Consider the following 22,091-nt stretch of genomic DNA (forward strand, 5'->3'; position numbering starts at 1 on the left):
GTCAGAGGCGGCAGGCGTGGATGGCCGTCGTCAGGATCGCTCGGGCGCCGATGTCGTACAGGTCGTCCATGATCCGCTGGGCGTCCTTGGTGGGGACCATGGCGCGGACGGCGACCCAGCCCTCGTTGTGCAGCGGGGAGACGGTCGGCGACTCCAGGCCCGGGGTGAGGGCGACGGCCTTCTCCAGCTGCTCGACCCGGCAGTCGTAGTCCATCATCACGTAGGTCCGGGCGACCAGGACGCCCTGGAGGCGGCGCAGGAACTGCTGGACCTTGGGCTCCTCGGCGTCGGCGCCGGTGCGGCGGATCACGATCGCCTCGGACTTCATGATCGGCTCGCCGAAGACCTCCAGGCCGGCGTTGCGCAGGCTGGTGCCGGTCTCCACGACGTCTGCGATGACCTCGGCGACGCCCAGCTCGATGGCGGTCTCGACGGCGCCGTCGAGGTGGACGACGGAGGCGTCGACGCCGTTGTCGGCGAGGTGCCCCGCGACGATCCCCTCGTAGGAGGTGGCGACCGTCTTGCCCTTGAGGTCCGCCAGGCCGGTCGCCTCGCCGGGCCTGGCGGCGAAGCGGAAGGTGGAGCGGGCGAAGCCGAGGGGCAGGATCTCCTCGGCGTTGGCCCCGGAGTCGACGAGCAGGTCACGGCCGGTGATGCCGATGTCGAGGCGGCCGGAGGAGACGTAGATCGCGATGTCGCGGGGGCGGAGGTAGAAGAACTCGACGTCGTTGACCGGGTCGACGATGCGCAGTTCCTTGGACTCCCGGCGCTGCCGGTAGCCGGCCTCATGCAGCATGTCCGCCGCAGGGCCGGAGAGGGAACCCTTGTTGGGGACGGCGATGCGCAGCATGAGGTCGGCTTCCTTCGCTTCGGAATTCGAAAGGGGGTGAAAGGGGAGCGGAGCGGGCGGCTTACAGGTGGGCGTAGACGTCGTCCAGCGAGATGCCGCGGGCGACCATCATCACCTGGACGTGGTAGAGCAGCTGCGAGATCTCCTCGGCGGCCGCTTCCTTGCCCTCGTACTCGGCGGCCATCCAGACCTCGGCGGCCTCCTCGACGACCTTCTTGCCGATGGCATGGACCCCCTTGCCCACCAGCTCGGCGGTGCGGGAGGTGGCGGGGTCCCCGTGGGCGGCCTTGTGCTGGAGCTCGGTGAAGAGCTCCTCGAAAGTCTTGTTGGACATGGTGAACGTCAGCCTACGCCAACCGCGGCGTCGCTCAGTGCCAGGGTTCGGATACTGAGCGGAGGGTGGCCGCCGTCGCCACCGCCGCCGTGACCGCCTCGTGCCCCTTGTCCTCGTGCGAGCCCTCAAGGCCCGCCCGGTCCAGGGCCTGCTCCTCGTCGTCGCAGGTGAGCAAGCCGAAGCCGACCGGGACGCCGGTCTCCACCGAGACCTGGGTGAGGCCCTGGGTGACGCCCTGGCACACGTAGTCGAAGTGCGGGGTGCCGCCGCGGATGACGACGCCGAGGGCCACGATCGCATCGTAGCCGCGCCCGGCGAGGACCTTGGCGGTGACCGGGAGCTCCCAGCTGCCGGGGACCCGGAGCAGGGTCGGCTCGTCGATCCCCAGGTCGCGCAGGGCGCGCAGGGCGCCGTCCACCAGGCCGTCCATCACCTTCGCGTGCCACTGGGAGGCGATGACGGCGACCCGCAGGTCGCTGACATTGCGCACGGACAGTTCAGGTGCACCCTTGCCGCTCACGTTCTCTTGTCTCCTCGGTGTGCTTACTGGTTGCTGCAGGTGGACAGGGGGGCCGCGTCCAGCCAGGGCAGGTCGTGCCCCATCCGGTCCCGCTTGGTGCGCAGGTAGCGGAGGTTGTGCTCGCCCGCCTGCACGGGCATCGGCTCGCGTCCGCTGATCTTGAGTCCGTGGCCGAGCAGCGCGTCGCTCTTGTCGGGGTTGTTGGTCATCAGCCGGACGCTGTGCACCCCGAGGTCGGCCAGGATCTGGGCGCCGGCGCCGTAGTCGCGGGCGTCGGCGGGCAGGCCGAGTTCGAGGTTGGCGTCGAGGGTGTCGCGGCCGCGCTCCTGCAGTTCGTACGCGCGCAGCTTGGACAGCAGTCCGATGCCCCGCCCCTCGTGGCCGCGCAGGTAGACGACGACGCCCCGGCCCTCGTCCTGGATGCGGTCCAGGGCCTCGTCGAGCTGGGGACCGCAGTCGCAGCGGGCGGAGCCGAAGACGTCCCCGGTGAGGCACTCGGAGTGGACCCTGACCAGGACGTCCTCGCCGTCGCCGATCTCGCCGTGGACGAGGGCGACGTGCTCGACGCCGTCGGTGGTGGAGCGGTAGCCGTACGCGGTGAAGGTGCCGTGCCTGGTCGGCAGGTTGACCTCGGCCTCGCGGCGGACGGTGGGCTCGGCGGCCCGGCGGTAGGTGATCAGGTCCGCGATGGAGATGATCGTCAGGCCGTGCTTGCGGGCGAACGGGATCAGCTCCGGCAGGCGGAGCATCCGGCCGTCCTCCCCGGCGATCTCCACGATGGCGCCGGCCGGGCGCAGGCCCGCGAGGCGGGCGAGGTCGACGGCGGCCTCGGTGTGGCCGTTGCGGACCAGGACGCCGCCTGGCCGGGCGCGCAGCGGGAAGACGTGACCGGGGCGGACGAGGTCCGTCGGCTCCGCCTCGCCGCTCGCGAGCAGGCGGAGCGTGGTGGCGCGGTCGGCGGCCGAGATGCCCGTGGTGACGCCGTGTGCGGCGGAGGCGTCCACGGAGACCGTGAACGCGGTCTTCATGGACTCGGTGTTGTCACCGACCATCTGCGGCAGGTCCAGCCGGTCCAGTTCCTCGCCCTCCATGGGGGCGCAGATCAGGCCGCGGCACTCGCTCATCATGAAGGCGACGATCTCGGGGGTGATCTTCTCGGCGGCGATCACCAGGTCGCCCTCGTTCTCGCGGTCCTCGTCGTCGACGACGACGATCGGCCGGCCGGCCGCGATGTCGGCGATGGCCTGCTCGACCGGGTCGAGGGTGAGGTCGTCGATGCCGTCGGTGCTGTAGAGAATCGGTGCCGCGGTCATGCGGGTGCTCCTTCCAGAGCGGGCCGCGAGCCCTGGCGGGAGCGCAGCCACCAGTCGCGCATGCCCCACAGGACGAGCGCGCCGTAGATGACGTAGACGAAGCCGGAGAAGGCGTAGCCGTTGGCGAAGTTGAGGGGGACGCCGACGACGTCGACCAGCAGCCAGGCGATCCAGAACTCGACCATGCCGCGGGCCTGGGCGTACATGGCGACGATCGTGCCGACGAAGATGTAGGCGTCCGGCCAGGGGTCCCAGGACAGCGAGGGACAGGCCTTGAAGAGCAGGGCGACGGCGACGGTGCCGACGGCCGCGGCGGCGACCATCGCGCCGCGCTCCCGCCAGGTGGCGAACCGCGGGACGATGTGACCGTCGCCGGACTGGCCCTTGTTGCGGTTCCACTGCCACCAGCCGTACAGCGCGACGGCCATGACGACGACCTGCTTGCCGGCGCTGCCGGCGAGGTGCCCGTAGAAGGCGATGAACAGGACCAGGCCGGAGAGGAACTGCACCGGCCAGGTGAGCAGCGAGCGGCGCCAGCCGAGGGCGAGGGTGATCAGACCGAGGATGTTGCCGATCATGTCGGACCAGATGATGTGCTGGCCGAAGAGGGTGAAGGCCTGGGAGTTCAGCCAGTTCACCGGTCCGCTCCCTGCGTGTCGGCGAGCGGGGTGCCGGCGATCTGCGGGTCGGCGGGCCGCGTGTTCGCGAGCAGGCGCTCCACGTACTTGGCGACGACGTCGACCTCCAGGTTCACCGGGTCGCCGGGCTGCTTGCGGCCGAGGGTGGTGAGGTCGAGGGTGGTGGGGATGAGGCTGACGGTGAAGTAGTCGGGGCCCGCCTCGACCACGGTGAGGCTGATGCCGTCGACGGTGATGGAGCCCTTCTCCACGACATAGCGGGCGAGACCGGCCGGGAGGGAGACCTTGACGATCTCCCAGTGCTCGGAGGGGGTGCGCGCCAGCACCTGTCCGGTGCCGTCGACGTGGCCCTGCACGATGTGGCCGCCGAGGCGGGAGCCGACAGCGGTCGGCCGCTCCAGGTTGACGCGGGAGCCGACGTCCAGGGCGCCGAGGGAGGAACGCTCAAGGGTCTCCGCCATGACGTCGGCGGTGAACTCGTCGCCCTCGTGCTCCACGACGGTCAGACAGACACCGTTCACGGCGATGGAGTCGCCGTGCTGCGCGCCCTCGGTCACCACGGGGCCACGGAGCCGGAAACGGGACGCGTCGCCGAGGTTCTCGACGGCGGTGACCTCACCCAGCTCTTCGACGATTCCGGTGAACACTTCCCGGGTCCTCCTGCCTCAACGGGGCACGGACTCCGGGGCCTGTCGACGAACGACAGAAGGGACGGCCGACCACACCGAGGGCGACGCCGAGAAGGTCCCGCCCGCGAGGGACGAGACCAGATACGGCGGCGCGCACAGGTACATGCTCGCCCGCCGCGCACTGCCTCCCATCCGGACTTTAACCGTCGGTCCAGGAATTTCACCTGGTCAACCGGCCGCTGGAAGCGGACGGGTCGCGGACTGTAACCGCCGGTTCGGAGTTTCACCGACCCCGGAGTGCGCTGCTTCTGGTACACGGCCAGTGTGCCACGCCGGATGGCGGTCCATACAGGGGAGAGATGTGGGGTGCCTCACAGCTTGCGCCGCTGGACTTCCCAGCACGGTCGCGATGTGCAGAACCCGCCCCCGGACCAGGGATCTTGACTTCCTGTCAGCTATTGACCTATTGGTCTAGTCCTTTTAGGGTGCCAGGGGCCCGGCGGCGGTGACGACGGCCCTTGCCCGCCGCCGGGTCACTCCCGCGGGGCTCAGCGGTCCCGCGGCGCGAACAGCTCGTCCTGGGCCCGCGCCCGTGCGGTCAGCAGGGCGCCGCGGAGAACGGCCGCACCCCCCAGGGCACTTGGCCGCACCTCGGTGGGCAGGGGCGACATCCGGCGGATCCGCTCCTCCACGCGTGCGGCGAGCGCGGCGGCACCGGCAGGGCCGATCTCCCCGCCGAGCACCACGCAGCCGGGGTCGAGGATGGCCACCACGGCGGCGACGCCGAGGGCGATGCGGTCGGCGAGGGTGTCGAGGAAGCGGGCGTGTGCGCGGTTCGACCGGGAGCCGGGCGCGGCGCCGTCGGTGCCGGTCGCGCGGTCCCCCGCACCCCTCCGGGGCGCGTCCGCACCAGCGGCCTCGGCCACCAGGCTCGCGGCGGTCGCACCGATCCCTGACTCCATCCCGCACTCCCGCGCCAGCTCCACGATCGCCGCCGCTCCCACCAGCGAGTGGTAACCCCCCGAGCAGTCCGTCGCCGTGGGCAGTCCGGCGGTGCCCGGCACCGGCAGGAAGCCGATCTCGCCCGTGCCGCCGGAGGCACCCCGGCGCAGGCCGCCGTCGAGCACGACGGCGGCGCCGCAGCTGTCGTCGAGCCACAGCAGGACGAAGGTGTCGCGGTCCTGGGCGGCGCCTTCCCGCTGCTCCGCGAGGGCGGCCAGGTTGGTCTCGTTCTCGACGCTCACGCGGGCCTGCGGGAAGCGCTCCTGGAGGGCGGCGACCAGGCGGCGGTGCCAGGCGGGCAGGCCCGCCGAGTCGCGGAGCTCGCCGGTGGCCGGGTCGACCAGGCCGGGCGCGCCGATGCCGACGGTGTGCAACTGACCTCCGTCCTCGGCCTCCCCCGCCTCCTTCGCCACCCGTTCCACCAGCCCCACGGCCTGCTCCACGGCCGCCGCCTCCCCCGCCTCCGGGTCGACCGGGACCGACCCTTCCGCCAGCACCCGGCCCACCAGGTCGGAGACCAGCACCGAGACGCTCTCGGTGCGCACGTCGAGGGCGGCCAGGTGGGCGCGATCGGCGACGATGCCGTACAGCCGGGCGTTCGGCCCGCGGCGCTGCTCGCCCGCCTCGCCGACCACCGTGATCAGACCGGACGCGGTGAGCCGTTCGACGAGGTCGGCGACGGTCGGCCGGGACAGGCCGGTCAGCTGTTTCAACTGCCCTGCCGTCAGCGGGCCTTCCTGCTGCAGAAGGCTCAGCGCGAGCCGGTCGTTGATGGCCCGGGCGGTGCTCGGTGATGCGGGCATGACGGGCATCCTCCCAGATCCGACGACCCAGGACGGCCGTACGGCACCCTATCTATCAGGAAGGGTCCCTGATAGTTTACGGCGGACAGCGGGGCGGCACCCGTCCGGGGAGGAGCAGGACCATGAAAGACGTGGGTCACGGGCAGCACGGGGTGAAGCGCGCGCGGTACGCCGTCGCGGCGGTCTTCACCGTGCACGGTGCCGTCACCGGCTCGTTCGCGACCCGGGTGCCATGGGTCCAGGACCACGCCTCGCTCAGCGCCGGGCAGTTGGGCTTCGCGCTCGCGTTCACGGCGTTCGGCGCCTCGTGCGCGATGCCGCTGGCCGGCCGGATCAGCCACCGCTTCGGCAGCCGTACGGCGCTGCGCGGGCTGATCGCGATGTGGACGCTGTCGCTGATCCTGCCGTCGCTGGCGACGAACCTGTACCTGCTGTGCCTGGCGATGTTCGTGTACGGCGCGAGCGCGGGCATGGCGGACGTCGTGATGAACGCGCTCGGGGTGGAGATCGAGCGGCTGCTCGACAGGTCGATCATGTCGGGGCTGCACGGCATGTGGAGCGCGGGCACCCTGATCGGCTCGGCCGCGGGCACCCTCGCCGCCCATCTGGGCACGGACGCGCGTGTGCACTTCGCCCTGGCGTCGGCCGTCCTCACCGTGCTCGGCGTGCTGACGGCCGGGTTCGTCCTGGACGTCCAGGCCGGCGAGGACGAGGAGCCGCCGCCGCGGTTCACGCTGCCGCCCAGGTCGGCCCTGCTGATCGGCACGGTGGGCTTCTGCGCGGTGTTCGCGGAGGGCGCGAGCCTGGACTGGTCGGCGGTGTTCCTGCGGGACCGGATGGACAGCACGGCCGGGCTCGCGGCGGCCACCACCACCGGGTTCATGCTGGCCATGGCCGTGGCCCGGATCGGCGGGGACGCGGTGGTGAACCGTTTCGGTGCGGTCCGTACCGTGCGCGCCGGGGGCGTGCTGGCCGCGTTCGGCGGGCTGCTGGTGGTCCTCGCCGGGCAGCCCGCGGTGGCGATGACCGGGTTCGCGCTGATGGGCCTCGGCATCGCGGTCGTCGTACCGCTGTGCTTCGCGGCGGCCGGACACGCCGGGCCGAACCCGAGCCAGGCCATCGCGGGCGTGGCGACGATCACCTACACCTCGGGCCTGATCGCGCCCAGCCTGATCGGCGGCATCGCCCAGGCGACGAGCCTGGTGGTGTCGTTCGGCCTGGTCACGGTCCTGGCATTGGGCCTGGTGGGGTTCGCGGGCGTACTGCGCGCCGGGACGCGGGGCGCTCGTGCGGAGGTCAGCCCCGAGGCCGCAGCAGTTCCCGGCCCACGGCCCTGAACCCTTCGCTCCAGGGCGCGGGACGCAGGGTGGCCGGGTCCAGCCGGACGAGCACCCGGGTGCCCCGCGCGTAGGTGGTCGCGCCGTCCGGCGAGCAGAAGCGGAAGCCGTAGGTCAGGCCGGTGGTGCCGAGCCGTTCCAGCCACAGGTGGACGGCGTAGGGGCCCGACCTGGTGACCGGCGCCTCGTAGCCGATCTGCAGTTCCCGCACCACGTTGCAGGCGTCCCCGGCGGTGGCCCAGTCGCCGTCGAAGCGGACGCCGTGCCCGTGCCACAGTTCGGTCCAGGCACGCTCGACCAGCAGCGGGTAGCGGGCGTTGTGCAGCATCCCGAGCGCGTCGAGGTCGTCGAAGTGGACGCTGACCGGCAGCAGCCGACCGTAGGCGAGGGCGGGGGCGGACGGGGCTTCGGCGGTCACGGGTGGGGCTCCTGGGCGCTGGACGAAGCGGTGGGGACACTCCATCCTAAGCGGACGCTCAGGAGCCCCGGCCTGTGAGGGGCCGCCGGGCCGGCCGTGGGGCCGGTCGCGGGGTCGGCCGTGGGGCCGGTCAGCCTGCGATCGAGTCCAGTTGCTCGGCGGCGGGCCGCAGGGCCCAGAGGTCGCCGCCGGGCGGTGCCTCCAGCCGCCGCACCGCCTGCTGGGCCGCCTTGTCGCCGGCGTCGGCAGCGGCGTGGACGACGTCGCTCGCCGCGTAGCGGTGGAACTCCAGCTCCGGGTGGGACCAGGCGGCCGTCCCGGTCGCGGCCGGCAGCAGGTAGTCGACGGCCTTGGACAGGCTCTGGCCGGCCGGCCCCCGGTAGGCCCAGAGGTTCACGCCGACGTGTCGGCCGATGGCCGCGAGCCGGGTGTAGGCGACCAGGTCGAAGGTCGAGTAGTGCCAGCTCCTGGTGCGGGCCAGCTCCTGCGGCTGGCTGCCGTCGGCCGCGATCTGCGGGTCGATCCGCCTGGCCCGCGCGTCCAGCACGGTCTTCTTCGCCAGCGCCTTGTCGCCGGTCGCGTAGGCGAGGGCGGCGAGCTGCATGTCGTAGAAGGTGCCGTGGTTGTTGGCGGCGGCCCCTTCCTCCTTGCCGAAGGCGCTGTTCTTCAGCCAGTCCAGGAAGTCGCTGTTCCAGCTCCGCATCCCGGCCCGGTCCGCGGCGCTCCAGCCGGGCGCGCCGGTGCCGAGGATCGCCAGCGCGTCGGCCACGCTCGTGTAGGACTGGGAGAAGTCGATGATCCCGATGGCCCGGCCGTCGTACTTGCACGGGATGAACTGGGCGTGGTTCAGGTTCGGGTTCATCCGGGTCGCCGGGTCGAGGAACCAGGTGCGCAGGATCTGCCCGGCCTTCTCCGCGTACTCCCGCCGGCCGGTGTAGTACCAGGCCAGGGACAGGTCGTACGTCGAGTCGAAGACCTTCTCGGCGTCCTGGCGGTCGGTGCCGCTGTCGACCTCGGGATTGCGCTGGCCGTCGCGCTGGACATAGGGGCAGCCCCAGGGGTTGGCGGCGGTGGGGGTGGTGGTGGGCCACCAGTAGGGGGCCTGGCTGAGGTAGTCGTGGACGTCGCCGCCCGGGGCAGGCCTGGGTTTGTCGACGACCGTCCAGGGGCCCTGGTCCAGCCAGGTGTCGGCGCGGTTCGTCAGGTCGCGCAGCGCGCGACGCAGGTTCGGGTCACCGGCACGCAGTTCGACCCTGGTGCGCTCCAGCCGGGCACCGTCGAGGACGGCGGTGTCCGGGGCCTTCGCCGCCGCGTGGGCGGAGGGGACGAGGACCGCTCCGAACGCCACCAGAGCGGTCAGCAGGACGGCCGCGCGGGATCTTCCACTCATCGAGCACTCCGATCAACCTGAAATCAGATATGTGAACTCAATTCACGAGTAGGACCGTGTGAGCGTAGAACCACGAGGTAGCCGTGACAATGGTCCGGACCGTCTTCACGTACAAGGAAAGCGAAGACACCATGGATCTCGGCGTGCGCTGGAGACTGCACGGCGACGGGCGCACGCCCGCGCCCGGAGCGGTGGTACGCCCCGACGAACGGCTCTCCTGGCCGCGCACGATCGGGCTCGGCGCCCAGCATGTGGTCGCCATGTTCGGCGCGTCCTTCGTCGCCCCGGTGCTGATGGGGCTGAACCCCAACCTCGCGATCATGATGTCCGGCGTCGCGACCGTGATCTTCCTGCTGGCGACGGGCGGCCGGGTCCCCAGCTACCTGGGCTGCTCGTTGTCCTTCGTCGGGGTGGCCGCCGTCATCCGGGCTCAGGGCGGCACCAGCGCCACGGTGACCGGCGCGATCTTCGTGGTCGGCGCCGTGCTGTTCCTGATCGGGCTGGCCGTCCAGCGCTTCGGTGCCCGGATCATCCATGCCGCGATGCCGCCGATCGTGACCGGCGCGGTGGTGATGCTGATCGGCTTCAACCTCGCGCCGGTCACCGCCTCCACCTACTGGCCCCAGGACCAGTGGACGGCCCTGCTGGTGATGGCGTTCACCGGTCTGGCCGTCGTCTGTCTGCGTGGATTCTGGTCCCGCATCGCGATCTTCCTGGGCCTGGTCTTCGGCTACGTCCTCTCCTGGGCCCTCGACCGGATCTTCGGCCGGATCCACTCCCTGGGCCCGAGCGGCAAGGTCACCTACCACTGGCGCCTGGACCTCTCCGGAGTCGGCAGGGCCGACTGGATCGGGCTGCCGTCCTTCCACGGCCCGTCCTTCCAGTGGTCGGCGATCCTGGTCGCCCTGCCCGTCGTCATCGCCCTGGTCGCCGAGAACACCGGGCACGTCAAGGCGGTGGGCGAGATGACCGGCGACCCGCTCGACGACAGGCTCGGCACGGCGATCTCGGCCGACGGCGTCGCCTCGATGCTCTCCACCGCCGTGGGCGGGCCGCCCAACACCACCTACTCCGAGAACATCGGCGTGATGGCCGCGACCCGCGTCTACTCCACCGCCGCCTACTGGGCCGCGGCCGGCTTCGCACTGCTCTTCGGCGTCTGCCCCAAGTTCGGGGCGGTCGTGGCCGCGATCCCGGGCGGCGTCCTCGGCGGCATCACGGTCATCCTCTACGGCATGATCGGCCTGCTCGGCGCGCAGATCTGGCTGCACGCCAAGGTCGATCTGCGCAACCCGCTGAACCTGGTACCGGCGGCCGCCGGCATCATCATCGGCGTCGGCAACGTCAGCATGAAGTTCTCCGACACCTTCTCGCTCAGCGGCATCGCCCTGGGCACGCTGGTGGTCATCATCGGCTACCACGCCCTGCGCGCCATGGCCCCGGCCCACCTCAAGAGCCAGGAGCCGCTCCTCGACGAGGGCACCAGCTCCTACGACGACACCCGGCCGTAGGCCGCCGACGTGCCCTCCCGGGACGGCGGCCCGCCCGGGACGGCGGCCCGCTCGCCCCTCCCCTCGACGGGGCCGTTCCTCCGTTCCGGGGAAGCGTCCGGCCCGTCGGCACCCACGCCGGGCCGGGACTGGGACCCTTCCCCCATGGCGCAGTCACAGCACCTCACCGCTCCGGTCGGCACCGTCGTCTCCCGGATGCGCGCCCTGGACGCGGACCTGCCCGCGCGGGACGGGGTCGCGGTCTTCAACCGGGTGTACCTCGCCGTCACGGAGGAGGTCGAACGGCGCCTGCGCACCGGCCGGTTCACCGACCCCGAGGCCGCGGCCACGCTCGACGTGCGGTTCGCCGAGCGCTACCTGGCGGCCGTGGCCGCGGACGCCGCAGGCCGCCGACCCCCCGCCTGCTGGCGGCCGTTGTTCCAGTTCCGCCGCCATCCCGGGGTCCGCCCACTGCAGTTCGCGCTGGCCGGCATCAACGCGCACATCGGCCACGACCTTGCGCTGGCCGTGGTCGACGCCTGCCGCACGCTCGGCTGCGAACCGTCCGATCTGCAGGACGAGTTCGACCGCGTGGGCGACCTGCTCGTCTCGCTGGAGGAACGCGTCCGCGAGGATCTGATGCCCGGCCCGGACCTGCTCCAGGTCGCCGACCCGCTGACCCATCTGCTCGGCTCCTGGAGCCTGGAGCGGGCCCGGGACGCCACCTGGTCGGCGGCGAGAGCGCTGTGGGCGCTGCGCAGGTTCGAGGACCTGGCCGAGGAGTTCACCGAACGGCTGGACGCGGCCGTCGGCCTGGCGGGCCGGATGCTGCTCATCCCGCTGGGCGACTGAGATGGCCTGATCTGCTCGGTGCCGAGCGAGGTCCGGAATCCCCCACGGACGCCGCACGTTCACGGCAGGCACCCGACTGCAAAGGAGCACCGGCATGACCGTCCGGCTCGGCCTCTCGCTTCCCCAGATGCGGCAGTACTCCCTCGGCACCGACGTCGCCGACGTGGCACGCGCCGCCGAACAGATCGGCTACGAGAGCCTGTGGGTCTTCGAGCGGGCCCTGTTCCCGGAACCCGCCACCCAGGGGCTGTACGGCATGGAGGGGGTCCCCTGGCCCGACACCTACCGGTCCGTGGCCGACCCGCTGGTCACCCTCACCCTCGCCGCCGCGGCCACCGAGCGGGCCCGGCTGGGCAGCAGCGTGCTGGTGGCGCCCCTGCACAACCCCTTCCAGCTGGCCAAGTCGCTGGCCTCGCTGGACGCGGCGAGCGGCGGCCGGGTACTGGCGGGTCTGGGCACCGGCTGGTCCCTCGACGAGTACGCGGCGGCCGGTGTCCGGCCGTTCGAGGACCGCGGCAAGGTGCTGGACGAGATCATCGGCGTGTGCCGGGCGGTTTGGGGCCCCGACCCCGTGCACTACGACGGGCAGATCACCACGATCGCCTCCGCCGTGGTCGGCCCCAAGCCCGCCCGGCCGATCCCGATCATGCTGGGCGCGCACGGCAGGAGGGCGCTGCGCCGGCTGGTCGACCACGCGGACGGCTGGCTGCCCGTCGGCATGGGCGCCGAGCAGCTCGCCGCCCAGTGGCAGGAGTTGCGGGACCTGGCGGCCGAACGCGGCCGCACGGAACCGATCCAGACCGTGGTGCGGGTCAACGCCGTGTACACGCCCAAGGCCTACGAGGGCTCCGACCGCGGCCCCTTCCAGGGCAGCGTCGACCAGATCGTCGAGGACCTCGTGGCCCACGCGGCGGTCGGCCTGGAGGAGATCCTGATCGACCTGCAGAGCACCGCGCGCGACGCCCAGGAGCTCAAGGACGTCGCAGCGGAGGTGTACGAGAAGGCGCGGGCGGCCGGGGTCTAGGCGCTCCCGGACCGGCCGCCCCTTCTGTGGTCACTCCGCGGCCGGTCAGTCCTCGGGAAGTTCGACCGGTGCGATCTCGTCGTAGACGTCGCCGGGGCCGGGGTTGGCCGGGTCGGTCGCTCCGCCGAGGTGGTGCATGACGCCCCAGACCGCGTTCAGCGCGGTCTGGACGGCGCCCTCGGCCCAGCCCGCCGTCCAGGAGATGTCGTCACCGGCGAGGAAGAGGCCCCGCTTGTCGGCCGGCAGCCGGTCCTGCATGAAGTGCGTGAACAGGCGCCGCTGGTAGCGGTAGTGGCCGGGCAGGTTGGCCTTGAACGCGCCCATGAAGTAGGGCTCGTTCTCCCAGGACACGGTCACCGGGTTGCCGATGATGTGCTTCCGGATGTCGACCTTCGGATAGATCTCGCCGAGCGACTTCAGCATGACCTCCATCCGCTCGTGCGCGGACAGCGGCAGCCACTTCAGGCTGTCGTCGCACCAGGTGTAGGAGAGGCAGATGACGGCGGGCTTGTCCGGACCGTCGTCGAGGAGGTAAGTACCGCGGGTCATACGGTCGGTGAGGGTCATCGACATGACGTCACGGCCCGTCTGCTCGTCCTTGTCCAGCCAGAACGGCCGGTCGACCGGCACGAACAGCTTCGAGGACTCCATGTAGTGGGTGCGCTCGATCGCGGTCCAGTGGTCGATCGGGAAGAGCGCGTCGTCGCAGGCGATCTTGGAGAGCAGCATCCAGGACTGGGCCGTGAAGATCGCCGCCCGGTAGGTGCGGATGTCGCCGTTCGCGTCCGTCACGGTGATCCGGTTCCCGGTGCTGCGGTGCAGCCGGGTCACGGCGGGCCGGGGCGCACCGTTCTCGTGCAGGGTGGCGAGCGAGGTCCCGTACGCCCAGTGCACGATCTTCTCCGGCTCGCGCTCCCAGAGCCGCAGCGGCAGTTGCTGGGAGCCGCCGACGATGCCGCGGTGGTGGTCGTCGGCCTCGGTGTAGACGACCCGCAGGATCTCCAGAATGGAGTTGGGGAAGTCGGTGTCCCAGCCGCCGGTGCCGAAGCCGACCTGGCCGAAGATCTCGCGGTGCCGGAAGGACCGGAAGGCCTCGGAGTCGCAGAGGAAGCCGTAGAAGGTCTGGTTGTCGAGCTTCTCGACGAGCCTGGCCCAGATCTCGCGGATGCGCGGCACGTCCCGCTCGCGCATGGCGCGGTTCATGTCGGAGAAGTCGGCGCCCTCCTCCAGGCACTTGTTCCAGGCCTCGGCGACATCCCGGTACACCTGCGGGAGATCGTCGATCGTCTCGGCGTAGTGCGACTCGCCCTTGAGGTCGACGACGGTCGAAGGGGTCGCCTCCGCGAGGGGGTTGGGGAAGGCGCGGGTCTCCAGGCCCACCAGGTCGATGTAGTGCTGGAGGGCGGTGGAGGACGGCGGGAAGCGCATCGCGCCCATCTCGGCGGTCAGCGAGGGGTCGCAACCCTCGAAACCGACGGTCCGCAGCCGCCCGCCGATCCTGTCGGCCTCGTAGACGACCGGCTTCAGGCCCATCTTCATCAGCTCGTAGGCGGCCACGATGCCGGACAGGCCGCCGCCGATGACGGCGACCTCGGTGCCGTGCTCGGTCGCCGGTATCTGTCCGAGGCCCGCCGGGTGGTCGAGGAAGTCGTCGTAGGCGTAGGGAAAGTCCGGGCCGAACATGGTGATCGGCGGCTGCTGCTCGTCCGCATGCTCGACGGCGTTGGGCACGGTGGACGTCATGGGGGTACGGACTCCTTGCACAGACAGGGCGTTGGGGGTGTTTCAGACCAGGGATCCGTACAGACCGGGGCGGCGGTCCTTCAGGTACGGGTTGGCCTCGCGGGAGGCGGCGAGGAAGGCGGGGTCGACGTCGGCGACCACCAGTTCCTCGCCGCGGCCGGCGCGGGTGCGGGCGATGCCGTCGGGGCCGGCGAGGGCGGACAGTCCGAAGAACTCGAACTCGCCCTCCGGGCCGACCCGGTTGACGTAGGCGACGTACATCTGGTTCTCCCAGGCGCGCACCGGGACCATGGCCTCGGCGACGAACTGGAACGGATGCATGTTCGCCGTCGGCACCACGAGCAGGTCGGTGCCGGCCAGGGCGTGGGCGCGGGCGTTCTCCGGGAACTCGACGTCGTAGCAGATCATCAGGCCCACGGTCAGCCCGCCGAGCCGGGCCTGGACGAGCGACTGCTCGCCCGGGGTGAAGTGCTCGCGCTCGGCGGGGCCGAAGAGGTGGGTCTTGCGGTAGTTCGCGAGCCGGGTGCCGTCGGCGGAGATCAGCTGCGCGGAGTTGTGGACGGTCTCGCCGTCCCGCTCCGGGTAGCCGTAGACGAGCGCTATCCCGTGCCGGACGGCCGTCTCGGCGATCGCGTCGGCGGACTCGCCGTCGGCCGGCTCGGCGAGGCGCGCGATGTCGTCGCCGATCGCGTAGCCGGTGAGGAACATCTCGGGCGCGGCCAGCAGCCCGGCCCCCGCGGCGGCGGCACGGCCCGCGGCCGCGTCGAGGACCTTGAGGTTCTCGGCGACGGATCCGGGGCGGCCTGAGCTCTGGAGCAGGGCGGTGCGCATGCGGGGTCCTCACCGGTGCGGATGCTTTTCGGGGGTCACCTAGACGGTACGGTCGCGGTGGCACGACCAGCAAGAAGAACCCGTTGCGCGCCGGTGGGCGGTTCGTTGCGTGCGGCGGGCGTCCGGCGGCGATTCGTTGCGCGGGCCCGGTCCTCAGAGCTCCCGCAGCCGCTCCACGATCTCCTTGAGCAGCCCGGGGTCGGCGGCGGGGCCGGCCGGCCTCGTCCGGCGCGACCTGGGACTCCCGGGCCGGTTGTCCGGCCTGGAGGGCGGTGAGCGCGGCGGTCGGCAGCGCGTCGAGCGCCTGGCGCTGGCCGGGGGAAGGCCGGCGCATGGGTTGCCTACCGAGTGTTACCAGCCAGTAAGGGTGCAAGACCTACGGGATCGCCAGCCCGACCGCCATGGTTGCCCGCGGTGACCCGCACCTGGCCCCGTGGTCAGGGCTCGACGGCGAAGGTGGTGACGACGGCCGCGTGGTCGGACGGCCAGTCGTTGCCCGCCACGTCGGGCCAGGGCGCCGGATCTCCGGTGACGTGGGTCCGGGAGTCGAGCACGCGCAGCCCCCTGTGCAGCACGTAGTCGATCCGGTCCTGCGGTTCGGGCCGCCCGCTGCCGTCCTCGTGGACGGGGTGGATCGGCGACCAGGTGTGGCCGGGCGAGGCGGCCGGGTCCGGGTTCGCCTCCCGGTAGGAGTCACGGAACCCCGCCTTCTCCGCGGCCCTGGTCACCGGCCACTCGACCGCCGGCCAGTCCAGGTGGGACGGGCAGTTGAAGTCCCCCACGAGCACCACCGGCACCTCCGTGTCCCCGATCCGGCGCAGGGCCTCCCGCATCTGCCCGAGCCGCACCTCCTCGTGGGCGATCAGCTCGTCGGCGCCGAGCCCGTCGAAGTGGAACTCGTAGGGTCCGTACGGCGTGTAGTGCAGGTGCGCGGTCCAGATCTCGACCTCGCGGCCGGGGCGGACGGCGATCCGTATCCCGGCGGCGCCGTAGAAGCCGACATCCGGGTCGCCGAGGCGGGCGGTGACCGGGAAGCGGCTGATGATCCCGAGGTTCTCGCCGGCCGTGTGGTGGTGCCAGCCGAGGGCCTCGGCGAGTTCCCGGGCGCTGGTCCCTGCCGTCTCCTGAAGGCCGACGACGTCCGCGCCCGCGTCCAGGACCGCCTTGAGCTGCTTGGCCCGGTGGTCGTCGATCCGGCTGCCGCCGAGCCACAGGTTCCAGGTCATCACGCGGAGTTCCGGTGCGGCCATCTCGCTCAGCTCCCTCGGGGTGACCCCGACCAGCGTGTCACGGACGGTCCGGCCGGGCGCGCCGGCGATCGGGGCGAGCGAGGGCACCGCCAGCACGGCGCATCCTGCGGCCTCGGCGGAGGCGACCCCGGTCTCGGTGTCCTCGACGGCGACGCACGCCGCCGGGTCGACACCGAGGATGCGGCAGGCGGCCAGGTACGGGTCGGGGGCGGGCTTGGTGCGGCCGGTGTCGTCGGCGGTGACGGAGGCGGCGAACCGGCCGCGGCCGAGGGCGTCGAGGACCAGGTCGGCGACCGTGCGGGGGGACGCGGTGACCAGGGCGGTGGGGACGCCGGCCGCGGCCAGCGCGTCCAGCAGGTCGAGGGCGCCGGGGCGGGGCACGATGCCGGTGCGGACGCGGTCCGCGAACTCCCGGTGCAGTTCGGCCGCCAGAGCCGCGGCCGGTCTGTCCGTGCCGGTGGCGAGCCAGCCGGCGGTGTGCTCCACCGGCCGGCCGAGCACCTCGGGTTCGTCGGCCTCGGTGAGCGGCCGCCCGGCGACCTGTGCCACCGCCTCCCACCACAGTCGCTCGGTGTCGACGAGCGTTCCGTCCATGTCGAACAGGACGGCCTGAAGCGGGAGTCGTGGGTGGGGGGTCACGTTGTCGTCATTCCTCACGTGGGGGGAGTTCGGGAAGCGTTACTTCTGGGCGCGCGGCGCCACGAGCACCGGCCGCTCGGGCAGCGACACGCTCACGGCGGATCCGGCCCCCAGTTCGGCGGCCTCGTGGGCGGGCAGGTCGGCCTTGACCTCGGTGCCGTCGGTGAGCCGTACCGTGATCCGGACGACCGCGCCCAGGAAGGCGGTGGCGACGACGGTGGCCGTACCGGCGCCGTCCGCGCGCACCCGGACCGCCTCGGGCCGGACGAGGACGTCGACCTCGCCCGTGCCCGGCGTCTGCCCGTCGGCCGGCAGCCGCTGCCCGAGCACCTCGACCGAGCCGTCCCTGGCCGTCCCCGGGATCCGGCTCATCGTGCCGACGAACTCGGCGACGAAGGCGGTGGCCGGACGGCCGTACAACTCGGCGGGCTCCGCGCACTGTTCGAGTCGCCCGGCGCGCATCACGGCGACCCGGTCGGCGATGGACAGCGCCTCCTCCTGGTCGTGGGTCACGAAGAGGGTGGTGATGCCGAGTTCCTGCTGGAGCCGGCGGATCTCCTCGCGCAGGCTGAGCCGGACCTTGGCGTCGAGCGCGGACAGCGGCTCGTCGAGCAGCAGCACACGGGGGCGCAGGGCGAGGGCGCGGGCCAGGGCGACGCGCTGCTGCTGACCGCCGGAGAGCTGGTGCGGGAACCGCTCCCCCTTGTCGCCGAGCCCGACCAGCTCCAGCAATTCGGCGGCGCGCGCCCGCCGTTCACTCGTGCGCACCTTGCGCATCCGCAGGCCGAAGGCCACGTTGTCGACGGCGTTCAGATGCGGGAAGAGGCTGTACGACTGGAAGACCATTCCGGCGTCCCGGCGGTGGGCCGGGACGTGGGTGACGTCCTCGCCGTCCACGAGGACGGCGCCGGAGTCGGGGTGTTCGAACCCGGCGAGCATGCGCAGCGCGGTGGTCTTGCCGCAGCCGGACGGGCCGAGCAGGGCGAGGAACTCACCCGGCCGGACGGTCAGGTCGAGTCCGTCGAGGGCGACGGTGGCGCCGAACTCGCGGCGCAGCGACCGGAACTCGACGGTGGCGGCCTTCTCAAGGGTGGCGGTGGTCATGGTGTGTCATCCCCGGGAGGAAGCGGTTCGGTCGCGGCCGCCGGCACCGGCGAGCGCGAGGAGCAGGGCCCAGGTCACCAGGAGACTGAGCACGGAGACGGCGACGGACATCTGGGCCTGCGAGCCGCCGACGTTGTAGATCCACACGGCGAAGGGCTCGAAGCCGAGCAGCCGGGCCACGGTGAACTCGCCGAGCACCAGGGCCAGCGTGAGGAAGGACGCGTTGAGCAGCGCCCCGCGCAGGTTGGGCAGGACGGCCCGGACGAGGGCCTGCGGCCAGTTGGCACCGCAGCTGCGGGCGGCCTCGACGAGGGTGCGCACGTCGATCGCGCGCAGTCCGGCGTCCAGGGCCCGGTAGACGAAGGGCAGCGCCATCACGACGTAGGCGAGGACCAGGACGACCGGGAAGCTCGGGTTCTGGACGGCGACGAACGTCTCGAACAGCGGGGTCTTGGACAGATAGTCCGGTCCCCACTTCAGCACGGTCACGATGCCGGCGACGAACGCGATCGGCGGCACCACCAGCGGCAGCGAGCAGACGATCTCGACCACCGGGCGCAGCCTGGGCGCGCCGAGCCGCAGGGCGACCACGGCGGGCACCATCAGCAGCAGCACGACGGCGATGGTCGCGACCGCCAGCTCCAGCGAGAGCAGCAGGCTGGAGGTGAACCCGTCGGCGGACAGGATCTGCGTGTAGGCGTCGAAGGTGACGCCCTGGCCGGGGACGTCCACCGTGAACAGGACGGAGGCACCCAGCGGGACCAGGAAGTAGAGGGCGGCCAGGCCGAGCACGGCCCAGCGCCAGGGGGTCAGGCGTCGAGCCATCGGGCGCTCCGTCGTTGCAGGGGCAGGTACACCGCCATCACCGCGCCGGCCACCAGCACCATGTCCAGGCTCAGGGCGAGGGCCACGTTCTCCTGGCCGACCAGGACGTTGCCGGAGAGGGCGTCGGCGATCTGGAGGGTGACCAGCGGGACCGCGCTGCCGACCATCGCGGCGGCGGTGGCGTAGGCGGCGAAGGCGCTGCCGAAGAGCAGGACGAGCCCGCCGAGCAGCGAGGGCGCGAGCACGGGCAGGGCCACGAACCGCCAGTACTGCGGGCCGGTCGCGCCGTTGTTGAGCGCGGCCTCCCGCCACTGCGCCCGCAGTCCGTCCAGGGCCGGGGTGATGGTGAGGACCATCAGCGGGATCAGGAAGTACAGGTAGACCAGGACCAGCCCCCAGAAGCTGTACAGGTCCCAGCCGTGGTCCGCGAGGTGCAGGCGCACGGTCAGCACACCGGCGTTGCCGAGGGTCGCGACGAAGGCGAACGCCAGTGGCACGCCGCCGAAGTTGGCGAGCACGCCGGAGGCGGTGAGCACGGCCTCGCGCAGCGCCCGGGAGCGCGAGCTGACGACGGCCTGCGCGAGCGGCAGTCCGAGGACGGCGGCGATGAGGGCGGAGAGCGCGGACAGCTTGACGCTGCCGAGGAGGGCGGTGAGATACGGCCCCTGCAGGGAGTCGCTGAGATTGCTCGCGGTGTACGAACTCGTCCCGCTGGCCGGGTCCTTGACCGTGAAGGCGCCGTTCAGCATGGCCACGGCCGGCAGGCCGAAGGCGACGGCCGTGAAGGCGAGGAGCGGGACGACGGCGAGCCAGCCGGGGGCGCGGCGCCGCCGCTTCTGGGAAGCGGCGGACGCCACGTCGGCCCGCGTGAGCGTGGCCGTCATCCGGCGACGGCCTTCGACCAGCCCGTCGAGAGGACCGTCTTGGCCTTGTCCTGCTGGGCCTCGGTCGGGAAGGCGGGCGTGCCGGTGACCGCGGGCAGCTTGGCGGCGGCGGTCTTGTCCAGCGTGCCGGCCTTCTCCATGGCGGACATCAGGACCGGACGCGCGTACCCCTTGAGCCACAGGTTCTGGCCCTCGGCGCTGTACAGGTACTCCTGCCACAGGCGGGCGGCCGCCGGGTGCGGGGCGTCCTTGTTGATGGCCTGGGAGTAGTACTGGGCGTACTGGCCGTCGCTCGGGATGGACACCTTCCAGTCCACACCCTTGGACTTGAACTCGTCGGCGTAACCGGCGTTCAGGTAGTCCCAGTCGATGGAGATGGGCGTCTCGCCCTTCTCGACGGTGGCCGGGGTGGACTCGACGGGCGTGTAGTTGCCGTTCTTCTTGAGCTTGGCGAAGAAGTCCAGACCCGGCTGGATGTCCTCGAAGGAGCCCTTGTCGGCCAGCGCGGCCGCGTAGACACCGCCGAACGCCGAACCGGACTTGGTCGGGTTGCCGTTGAGGGCGACCTGGCCCTTGTACTGCGGCTTGAGCAGGTCGGCGAAGGTGGTCGGGCAGGTCTTGACCCGCTTCGCGTCGCAGCCGATGGAGATGTAGCCGCCGTAGTCGTTGTACCAGCGGGCCTGCGGGTCCTTCTGCCCGGCGGGGATGTCGCCGTACGAGGTGACCTTGTACGGCGCCAGCAGGCCCTGCTGGGCGGCGCTGAGCGCGAACGACGAACCGAGGTCGAGCACGTCCGGCGCCCGGTCCTGGCCCTTGCGCGAGGTCACGGCGTTGATCTCGTCCTGGCTGGTGCCGTCGGGGCTCTCGTCCTCGATCTTGATGCCGTACTTCTTCTGGAAGCCGTCGATGATGGCGCCGTAGTTCGCCCAGTCGCGGGGCACGGCGATGATGTGCAGCGTGCCCTCCTTCTTGGCGGCGGCGATCAGCTTGTCCATGCCGCCGAGGTCGGCGGCGGAGGTGGCGGTGGCGGCGTTCTTGCCGTCGGAGGTGGTGGACGACGCGTTGTCGGGAGCGGCACCGCAGCCGCTCAGGGCGAGCGCGGCTACGGCGGCGAGGGAGCCGCCGAGGAGGGCGGTTCTCGGCAGGGACACGGTCACGGTCTCTCCAGGGAGTACACACGAGGGTGGGTGGCGCTGCGGGCGGCGCCGGGCGAACTTGTCTGAACAAGTTGGCCCCAGTACGCCCGCCGTGGGTTTCCCCTTCGTGAACGGCAGCGAAACTCCAGCCCCTGATTCCCTGCACAATCCAGGCCGGGTACGGGCTGACACGAATCACCTGGGAACGTCGATTAGGCTGGTCACGCTGTGCACAGCTGCCTACTCAGAGGGGAAGCATGACGGCGCGACACGAGGAGATCGCCGACGAGCTGCGGCGTGCCATCGACCGCGAGGAGTACACCGTCGGCAGCCGGCTGCCCTCGGAGACGGAGCTCGCCGCGGAGTACGGCGTCTCCCGCGGCACGGTCCGCCAGGCGGTCGCCGCCCTCACCGCCGAGGGGCTGATCGGCTCCCGCCAGGGCGCCCGCCGGGTGGTGCTGGCCAGCCGTCGCAGCCAGAGCTTCGCGGAGCTGCGCAGCTTCGCGCAGTGGGCGAGGGCGATGGGCCGCGAGGCGACGGGACACGTGGTGTCCCAGGAGTACCGGCCGGCCACCCAGGAGGACGCCGTGCGCCTCCAACTGGTGCTCGGCACGCCCGTGTTGCACGTGCTGCGGGTGCGCGGCCTGGACGGCGAACCGGTGCTGCTGGAGCGCACGGTGTACGCGGACTGGATCTCCCCGGCGGTCGAGGCGATAGAGCCGGACTGCCCGTCGGTCACGCAACGCCTGTACGAGGACAAGGGGTTGGTCTTCGCCTACGGCGAGCACGTCATCGACGCGGTCGCCTGCGGCGCGCGGGACGCCGAACTGCTGGGGGTGCGCCGGTCGAGTCCGCTGCTGCGGGTGCGGCGGGTGACGACGACGTGGGAGGGGCGGCCGGTGGAGTGGTCGGACGACCGGTACCGCTCGGACGCGGTGAGCTTCAGCGTGCACAACTCGATCGGCAGCAACGCGCTGACGCGGAAGACCGCGGGGTAGGGAGTAGGGGGCGGGGGTTCGGTCGTGCGCCGGGTGCGGGTGGTCCGTGGCTGGTCGCGCAGTTCCCCGCGCCCCTGGGTC

General features: G+C 71.9%; 21 protein-coding genes and 1 riboswitch. Of the genes, 5 read left to right on the forward strand and 16 right to left on the reverse strand.

What is annotated here, in order from left to right; translation table 11 throughout:
• Position 1: 1 nt before the first annotated feature.
• From hisG to AB0M11_RS29955, 7 genes are all read right to left on the reverse strand, one after another.
• Positions 2–850: an ATP phosphoribosyltransferase gene (gene hisG, locus AB0M11_RS29925; protein WP_365710919.1), complete on the reverse strand. Its 849-nt coding sequence runs from the start codon at positions 848–850 to the stop codon at positions 2–4.
• A 61-nt stretch (positions 851–911) separates the two neighbouring features.
• Positions 912–1,184 (reverse strand): phosphoribosyl-ATP diphosphatase, encoded by a 273-nt coding sequence (locus AB0M11_RS29930; RefSeq protein ID WP_030946750.1) that lies wholly within the window; start codon positions 1,182–1,184, stop codon positions 912–914.
• Positions 1,185–1,218: 34 nt separating this feature from the next.
• Positions 1,219–1,704 carry a 6,7-dimethyl-8-ribityllumazine synthase gene (gene ribH, locus AB0M11_RS29935; RefSeq protein ID WP_365710921.1) on the reverse strand — a complete coding sequence of 162 codons (486 nt, stop codon included), beginning with the start codon at positions 1,702–1,704 and terminating at the stop codon, positions 1,219–1,221.
• 23 nt (positions 1,705–1,727) lie between these two features.
• Positions 1,728–3,017, reverse strand: coding sequence for a bifunctional 3,4-dihydroxy-2-butanone-4-phosphate synthase/GTP cyclohydrolase II (locus tag AB0M11_RS29940; RefSeq protein WP_365710923.1), 1,290 nt, complete (start codon positions 3,015–3,017; stop codon positions 1,728–1,730).
• On the reverse strand, positions 3,014–3,655 hold the full coding sequence (gene pnuC, locus AB0M11_RS29945; protein ID WP_365710925.1) for a nicotinamide riboside transporter PnuC: 642 nt from the start codon (positions 3,653–3,655) through the stop codon (positions 3,014–3,016). Before pnuC ends, AB0M11_RS29940 begins: the two co-directional genes overlap by 4 nt.
• On the reverse strand, positions 3,652–4,302 hold the full coding sequence (locus AB0M11_RS29950) for a riboflavin synthase (protein WP_365710927.1): 651 nt from the start codon (positions 4,300–4,302) through the stop codon (positions 3,652–3,654). The genes pnuC and AB0M11_RS29950 overlap by 4 nt, the downstream gene beginning before the upstream one ends.
• A 156-nt stretch (positions 4,303–4,458) precedes the next feature.
• A riboswitch (FMN riboswitch) is annotated at positions 4,459–4,589 on the reverse strand.
• A 243-nt stretch (positions 4,590–4,832) separates the two neighbouring features.
• On the reverse strand, positions 4,833–6,089 hold the full coding sequence (locus tag AB0M11_RS29955; RefSeq protein WP_365710929.1) for an ROK family transcriptional regulator: 1,257 nt from the start codon (positions 6,087–6,089) through the stop codon (positions 4,833–4,835).
• A gap of 122 nt (positions 6,090–6,211) precedes the next feature.
• Here AB0M11_RS29955 and AB0M11_RS29960 point away from each other — a divergent pair, with 122 nt between their 5' ends.
• Positions 6,212–7,426: an MFS transporter gene (locus AB0M11_RS29960; protein WP_365710931.1), complete on the forward strand. Its 1,215-nt coding sequence runs from the start codon at positions 6,212–6,214 to the stop codon at positions 7,424–7,426.
• Here the strand turns inward: AB0M11_RS29960 and AB0M11_RS29965 are convergent.
• Both AB0M11_RS29965 and AB0M11_RS29970 read right to left on the reverse strand, forming a co-directional pair.
• Entirely contained in the window at positions 7,386–7,844 is a 459-nt protein-coding gene (locus AB0M11_RS29965; RefSeq protein WP_365710933.1) for a thioesterase family protein, read from the reverse strand. The two genes, AB0M11_RS29960 and AB0M11_RS29965, sit on opposite strands and share 41 nt — an antisense overlap.
• A 130-nt stretch (positions 7,845–7,974) precedes the next feature.
• On the reverse strand, positions 7,975–9,234 hold the full coding sequence (locus tag AB0M11_RS29970) for an alginate lyase family protein (RefSeq protein WP_365710935.1): 1,260 nt from the start codon (positions 9,232–9,234) through the stop codon (positions 7,975–7,977).
• Between the two features lie 131 nt (positions 9,235–9,365).
• Here AB0M11_RS29970 and AB0M11_RS29975 point away from each other — a divergent pair, with 131 nt between their 5' ends.
• The 3 genes from AB0M11_RS29975 (at position 9,366) to AB0M11_RS29985 (ending at position 12,600) form a co-directional block, all read left to right on the forward strand.
• Positions 9,366–10,745: a solute carrier family 23 protein gene (locus AB0M11_RS29975; RefSeq protein ID WP_365710938.1), complete on the forward strand. Its 1,380-nt coding sequence runs from the start codon at positions 9,366–9,368 to the stop codon at positions 10,743–10,745.
• A gap of 144 nt (positions 10,746–10,889) precedes the next feature.
• A complete protein-coding gene (locus tag AB0M11_RS29980; RefSeq protein ID WP_365710940.1) occupies positions 10,890–11,576 on the forward strand; it encodes a DUF5995 family protein in 687 nt (228 codons plus the stop codon).
• Between the two features lie 94 nt (positions 11,577–11,670).
• On the forward strand, positions 11,671–12,600 hold the full coding sequence (locus AB0M11_RS29985; protein ID WP_365710942.1) for an LLM class F420-dependent oxidoreductase: 930 nt from the start codon (positions 11,671–11,673) through the stop codon (positions 12,598–12,600).
• 45 nt (positions 12,601–12,645) lie between these two features.
• On the opposite strand, the gene AB0M11_RS29990 is transcribed toward AB0M11_RS29985, so the two are convergent.
• The 7 genes from AB0M11_RS29990 to AB0M11_RS30020 form a co-directional block, all read right to left on the reverse strand.
• A complete protein-coding gene (locus AB0M11_RS29990; RefSeq protein WP_365710944.1) occupies positions 12,646–14,343 on the reverse strand; it encodes an NAD(P)/FAD-dependent oxidoreductase in 1,698 nt (565 codons plus the stop codon).
• Positions 14,344–14,385: 42 nt separating this feature from the next.
• Complete coding sequence (locus AB0M11_RS29995; protein WP_365710946.1) at positions 14,386–15,174, reverse strand: carbon-nitrogen hydrolase family protein; 789 nt, start codon at positions 15,172–15,174, stop codon at positions 14,386–14,388.
• 437 nt (positions 15,175–15,611) lie between these two features.
• The gene (locus AB0M11_RS30000) at positions 15,612–17,063 is read right to left on the reverse strand and encodes an HAD-IA family hydrolase (protein ID WP_365710948.1); all 1,452 of its coding nucleotides are present in this window, start codon (positions 17,061–17,063) and stop codon (positions 15,612–15,614) included.
• 39 nt (positions 17,064–17,102) lie between these two features.
• Positions 17,103–18,167 carry an ABC transporter ATP-binding protein gene (locus AB0M11_RS30005; RefSeq protein WP_365710950.1) on the reverse strand — a complete coding sequence of 355 codons (1,065 nt, stop codon included), beginning with the start codon at positions 18,165–18,167 and terminating at the stop codon, positions 17,103–17,105.
• Positions 18,168–18,173: 6 nt separating this feature from the next.
• Positions 18,174–18,992 (reverse strand): ABC transporter permease subunit, encoded by an 819-nt coding sequence (locus AB0M11_RS30010; protein ID WP_365710952.1) that lies wholly within the window; start codon positions 18,990–18,992, stop codon positions 18,174–18,176.
• Complete coding sequence (locus AB0M11_RS30015; protein ID WP_365710954.1) at positions 18,977–19,876, reverse strand: ABC transporter permease; 900 nt, start codon at positions 19,874–19,876, stop codon at positions 18,977–18,979. Before AB0M11_RS30015 ends, AB0M11_RS30010 begins: the two co-directional genes overlap by 16 nt.
• Entirely contained in the window at positions 19,873–21,033 is a 1,161-nt protein-coding gene (locus tag AB0M11_RS30020) for an extracellular solute-binding protein (protein ID WP_365710956.1), read from the reverse strand. The genes AB0M11_RS30015 and AB0M11_RS30020 overlap by 4 nt, the downstream gene beginning before the upstream one ends.
• A 236-nt stretch (positions 21,034–21,269) precedes the next feature.
• Between AB0M11_RS30020 and AB0M11_RS30025 the strand changes: the two genes are divergently transcribed.
• A complete protein-coding gene (locus AB0M11_RS30025) occupies positions 21,270–22,010 on the forward strand; it encodes a GntR family transcriptional regulator (protein ID WP_365710958.1) in 741 nt (246 codons plus the stop codon).
• Positions 22,011–22,091 lie beyond the last annotated feature (81 nt).

It is taken from the genome of Streptomyces sp. NPDC051987 (assembly GCF_040680735.1).
In the GTDB taxonomy this organism is placed as follows: Bacteria; Actinomycetota; Actinomycetes; order Streptomycetales; family Streptomycetaceae; genus Streptomyces.

Excerpts from the sequence above, each read along its gene's own strand:
- AB0M11_RS29975 (WP_365710938.1), top strand. The coding sequence starts at position 9,366 with ATGGATCTCGGCGTGCGCTGGAGACTGCACGGCGACGGGCGCACGCCC.
- AB0M11_RS30010 (WP_365710952.1), bottom strand. The coding sequence starts at position 18,992 with ATGGCTCGACGCCTGACCCCCTGGCGCTGGGCCGTGCTCGGCCTGGCC.
- AB0M11_RS29955 (WP_365710929.1), bottom strand. The coding sequence starts at position 6,089 with ATGCCCGCATCACCGAGCACCGCCCGGGCCATCAACGACCGGCTCGCG.
- AB0M11_RS29970 (WP_365710935.1), bottom strand. The coding sequence starts at position 9,234 with ATGAGTGGAAGATCCCGCGCGGCCGTCCTGCTGACCGCTCTGGTGGCG.
- AB0M11_RS30025 (WP_365710958.1), top strand. The coding sequence starts at position 21,270 with ATGACGGCGCGACACGAGGAGATCGCCGACGAGCTGCGGCGTGCCATC.
- AB0M11_RS30005 (WP_365710950.1), bottom strand. The coding sequence starts at position 18,167 with ATGACCACCGCCACCCTTGAGAAGGCCGCCACCGTCGAGTTCCGGTCG.
- AB0M11_RS29990 (WP_365710944.1), bottom strand. The coding sequence starts at position 14,343 with ATGACGTCCACCGTGCCCAACGCCGTCGAGCATGCGGACGAGCAGCAG.
- AB0M11_RS29930 (WP_030946750.1), bottom strand. The coding sequence starts at position 1,184 with ATGTCCAACAAGACTTTCGAGGAGCTCTTCACCGAGCTCCAGCACAAG.
- AB0M11_RS29960 (WP_365710931.1), top strand. The coding sequence starts at position 6,212 with ATGAAAGACGTGGGTCACGGGCAGCACGGGGTGAAGCGCGCGCGGTAC.
- AB0M11_RS30015 (WP_365710954.1), bottom strand. The coding sequence starts at position 19,876 with ATGACGGCCACGCTCACGCGGGCCGACGTGGCGTCCGCCGCTTCCCAG.
- AB0M11_RS29985 (WP_365710942.1), top strand. The coding sequence starts at position 11,671 with ATGACCGTCCGGCTCGGCCTCTCGCTTCCCCAGATGCGGCAGTACTCC.
- AB0M11_RS29980 (WP_365710940.1), top strand. The coding sequence starts at position 10,890 with ATGGCGCAGTCACAGCACCTCACCGCTCCGGTCGGCACCGTCGTCTCC.
- hisG (WP_365710919.1), bottom strand. The coding sequence starts at position 850 with ATGCTGCGCATCGCCGTCCCCAACAAGGGTTCCCTCTCCGGCCCTGCG.
- AB0M11_RS29940 (WP_365710923.1), bottom strand. The coding sequence starts at position 3,017 with ATGACCGCGGCACCGATTCTCTACAGCACCGACGGCATCGACGACCTC.
- AB0M11_RS29995 (WP_365710946.1), bottom strand. The coding sequence starts at position 15,174 with ATGCGCACCGCCCTGCTCCAGAGCTCAGGCCGCCCCGGATCCGTCGCC.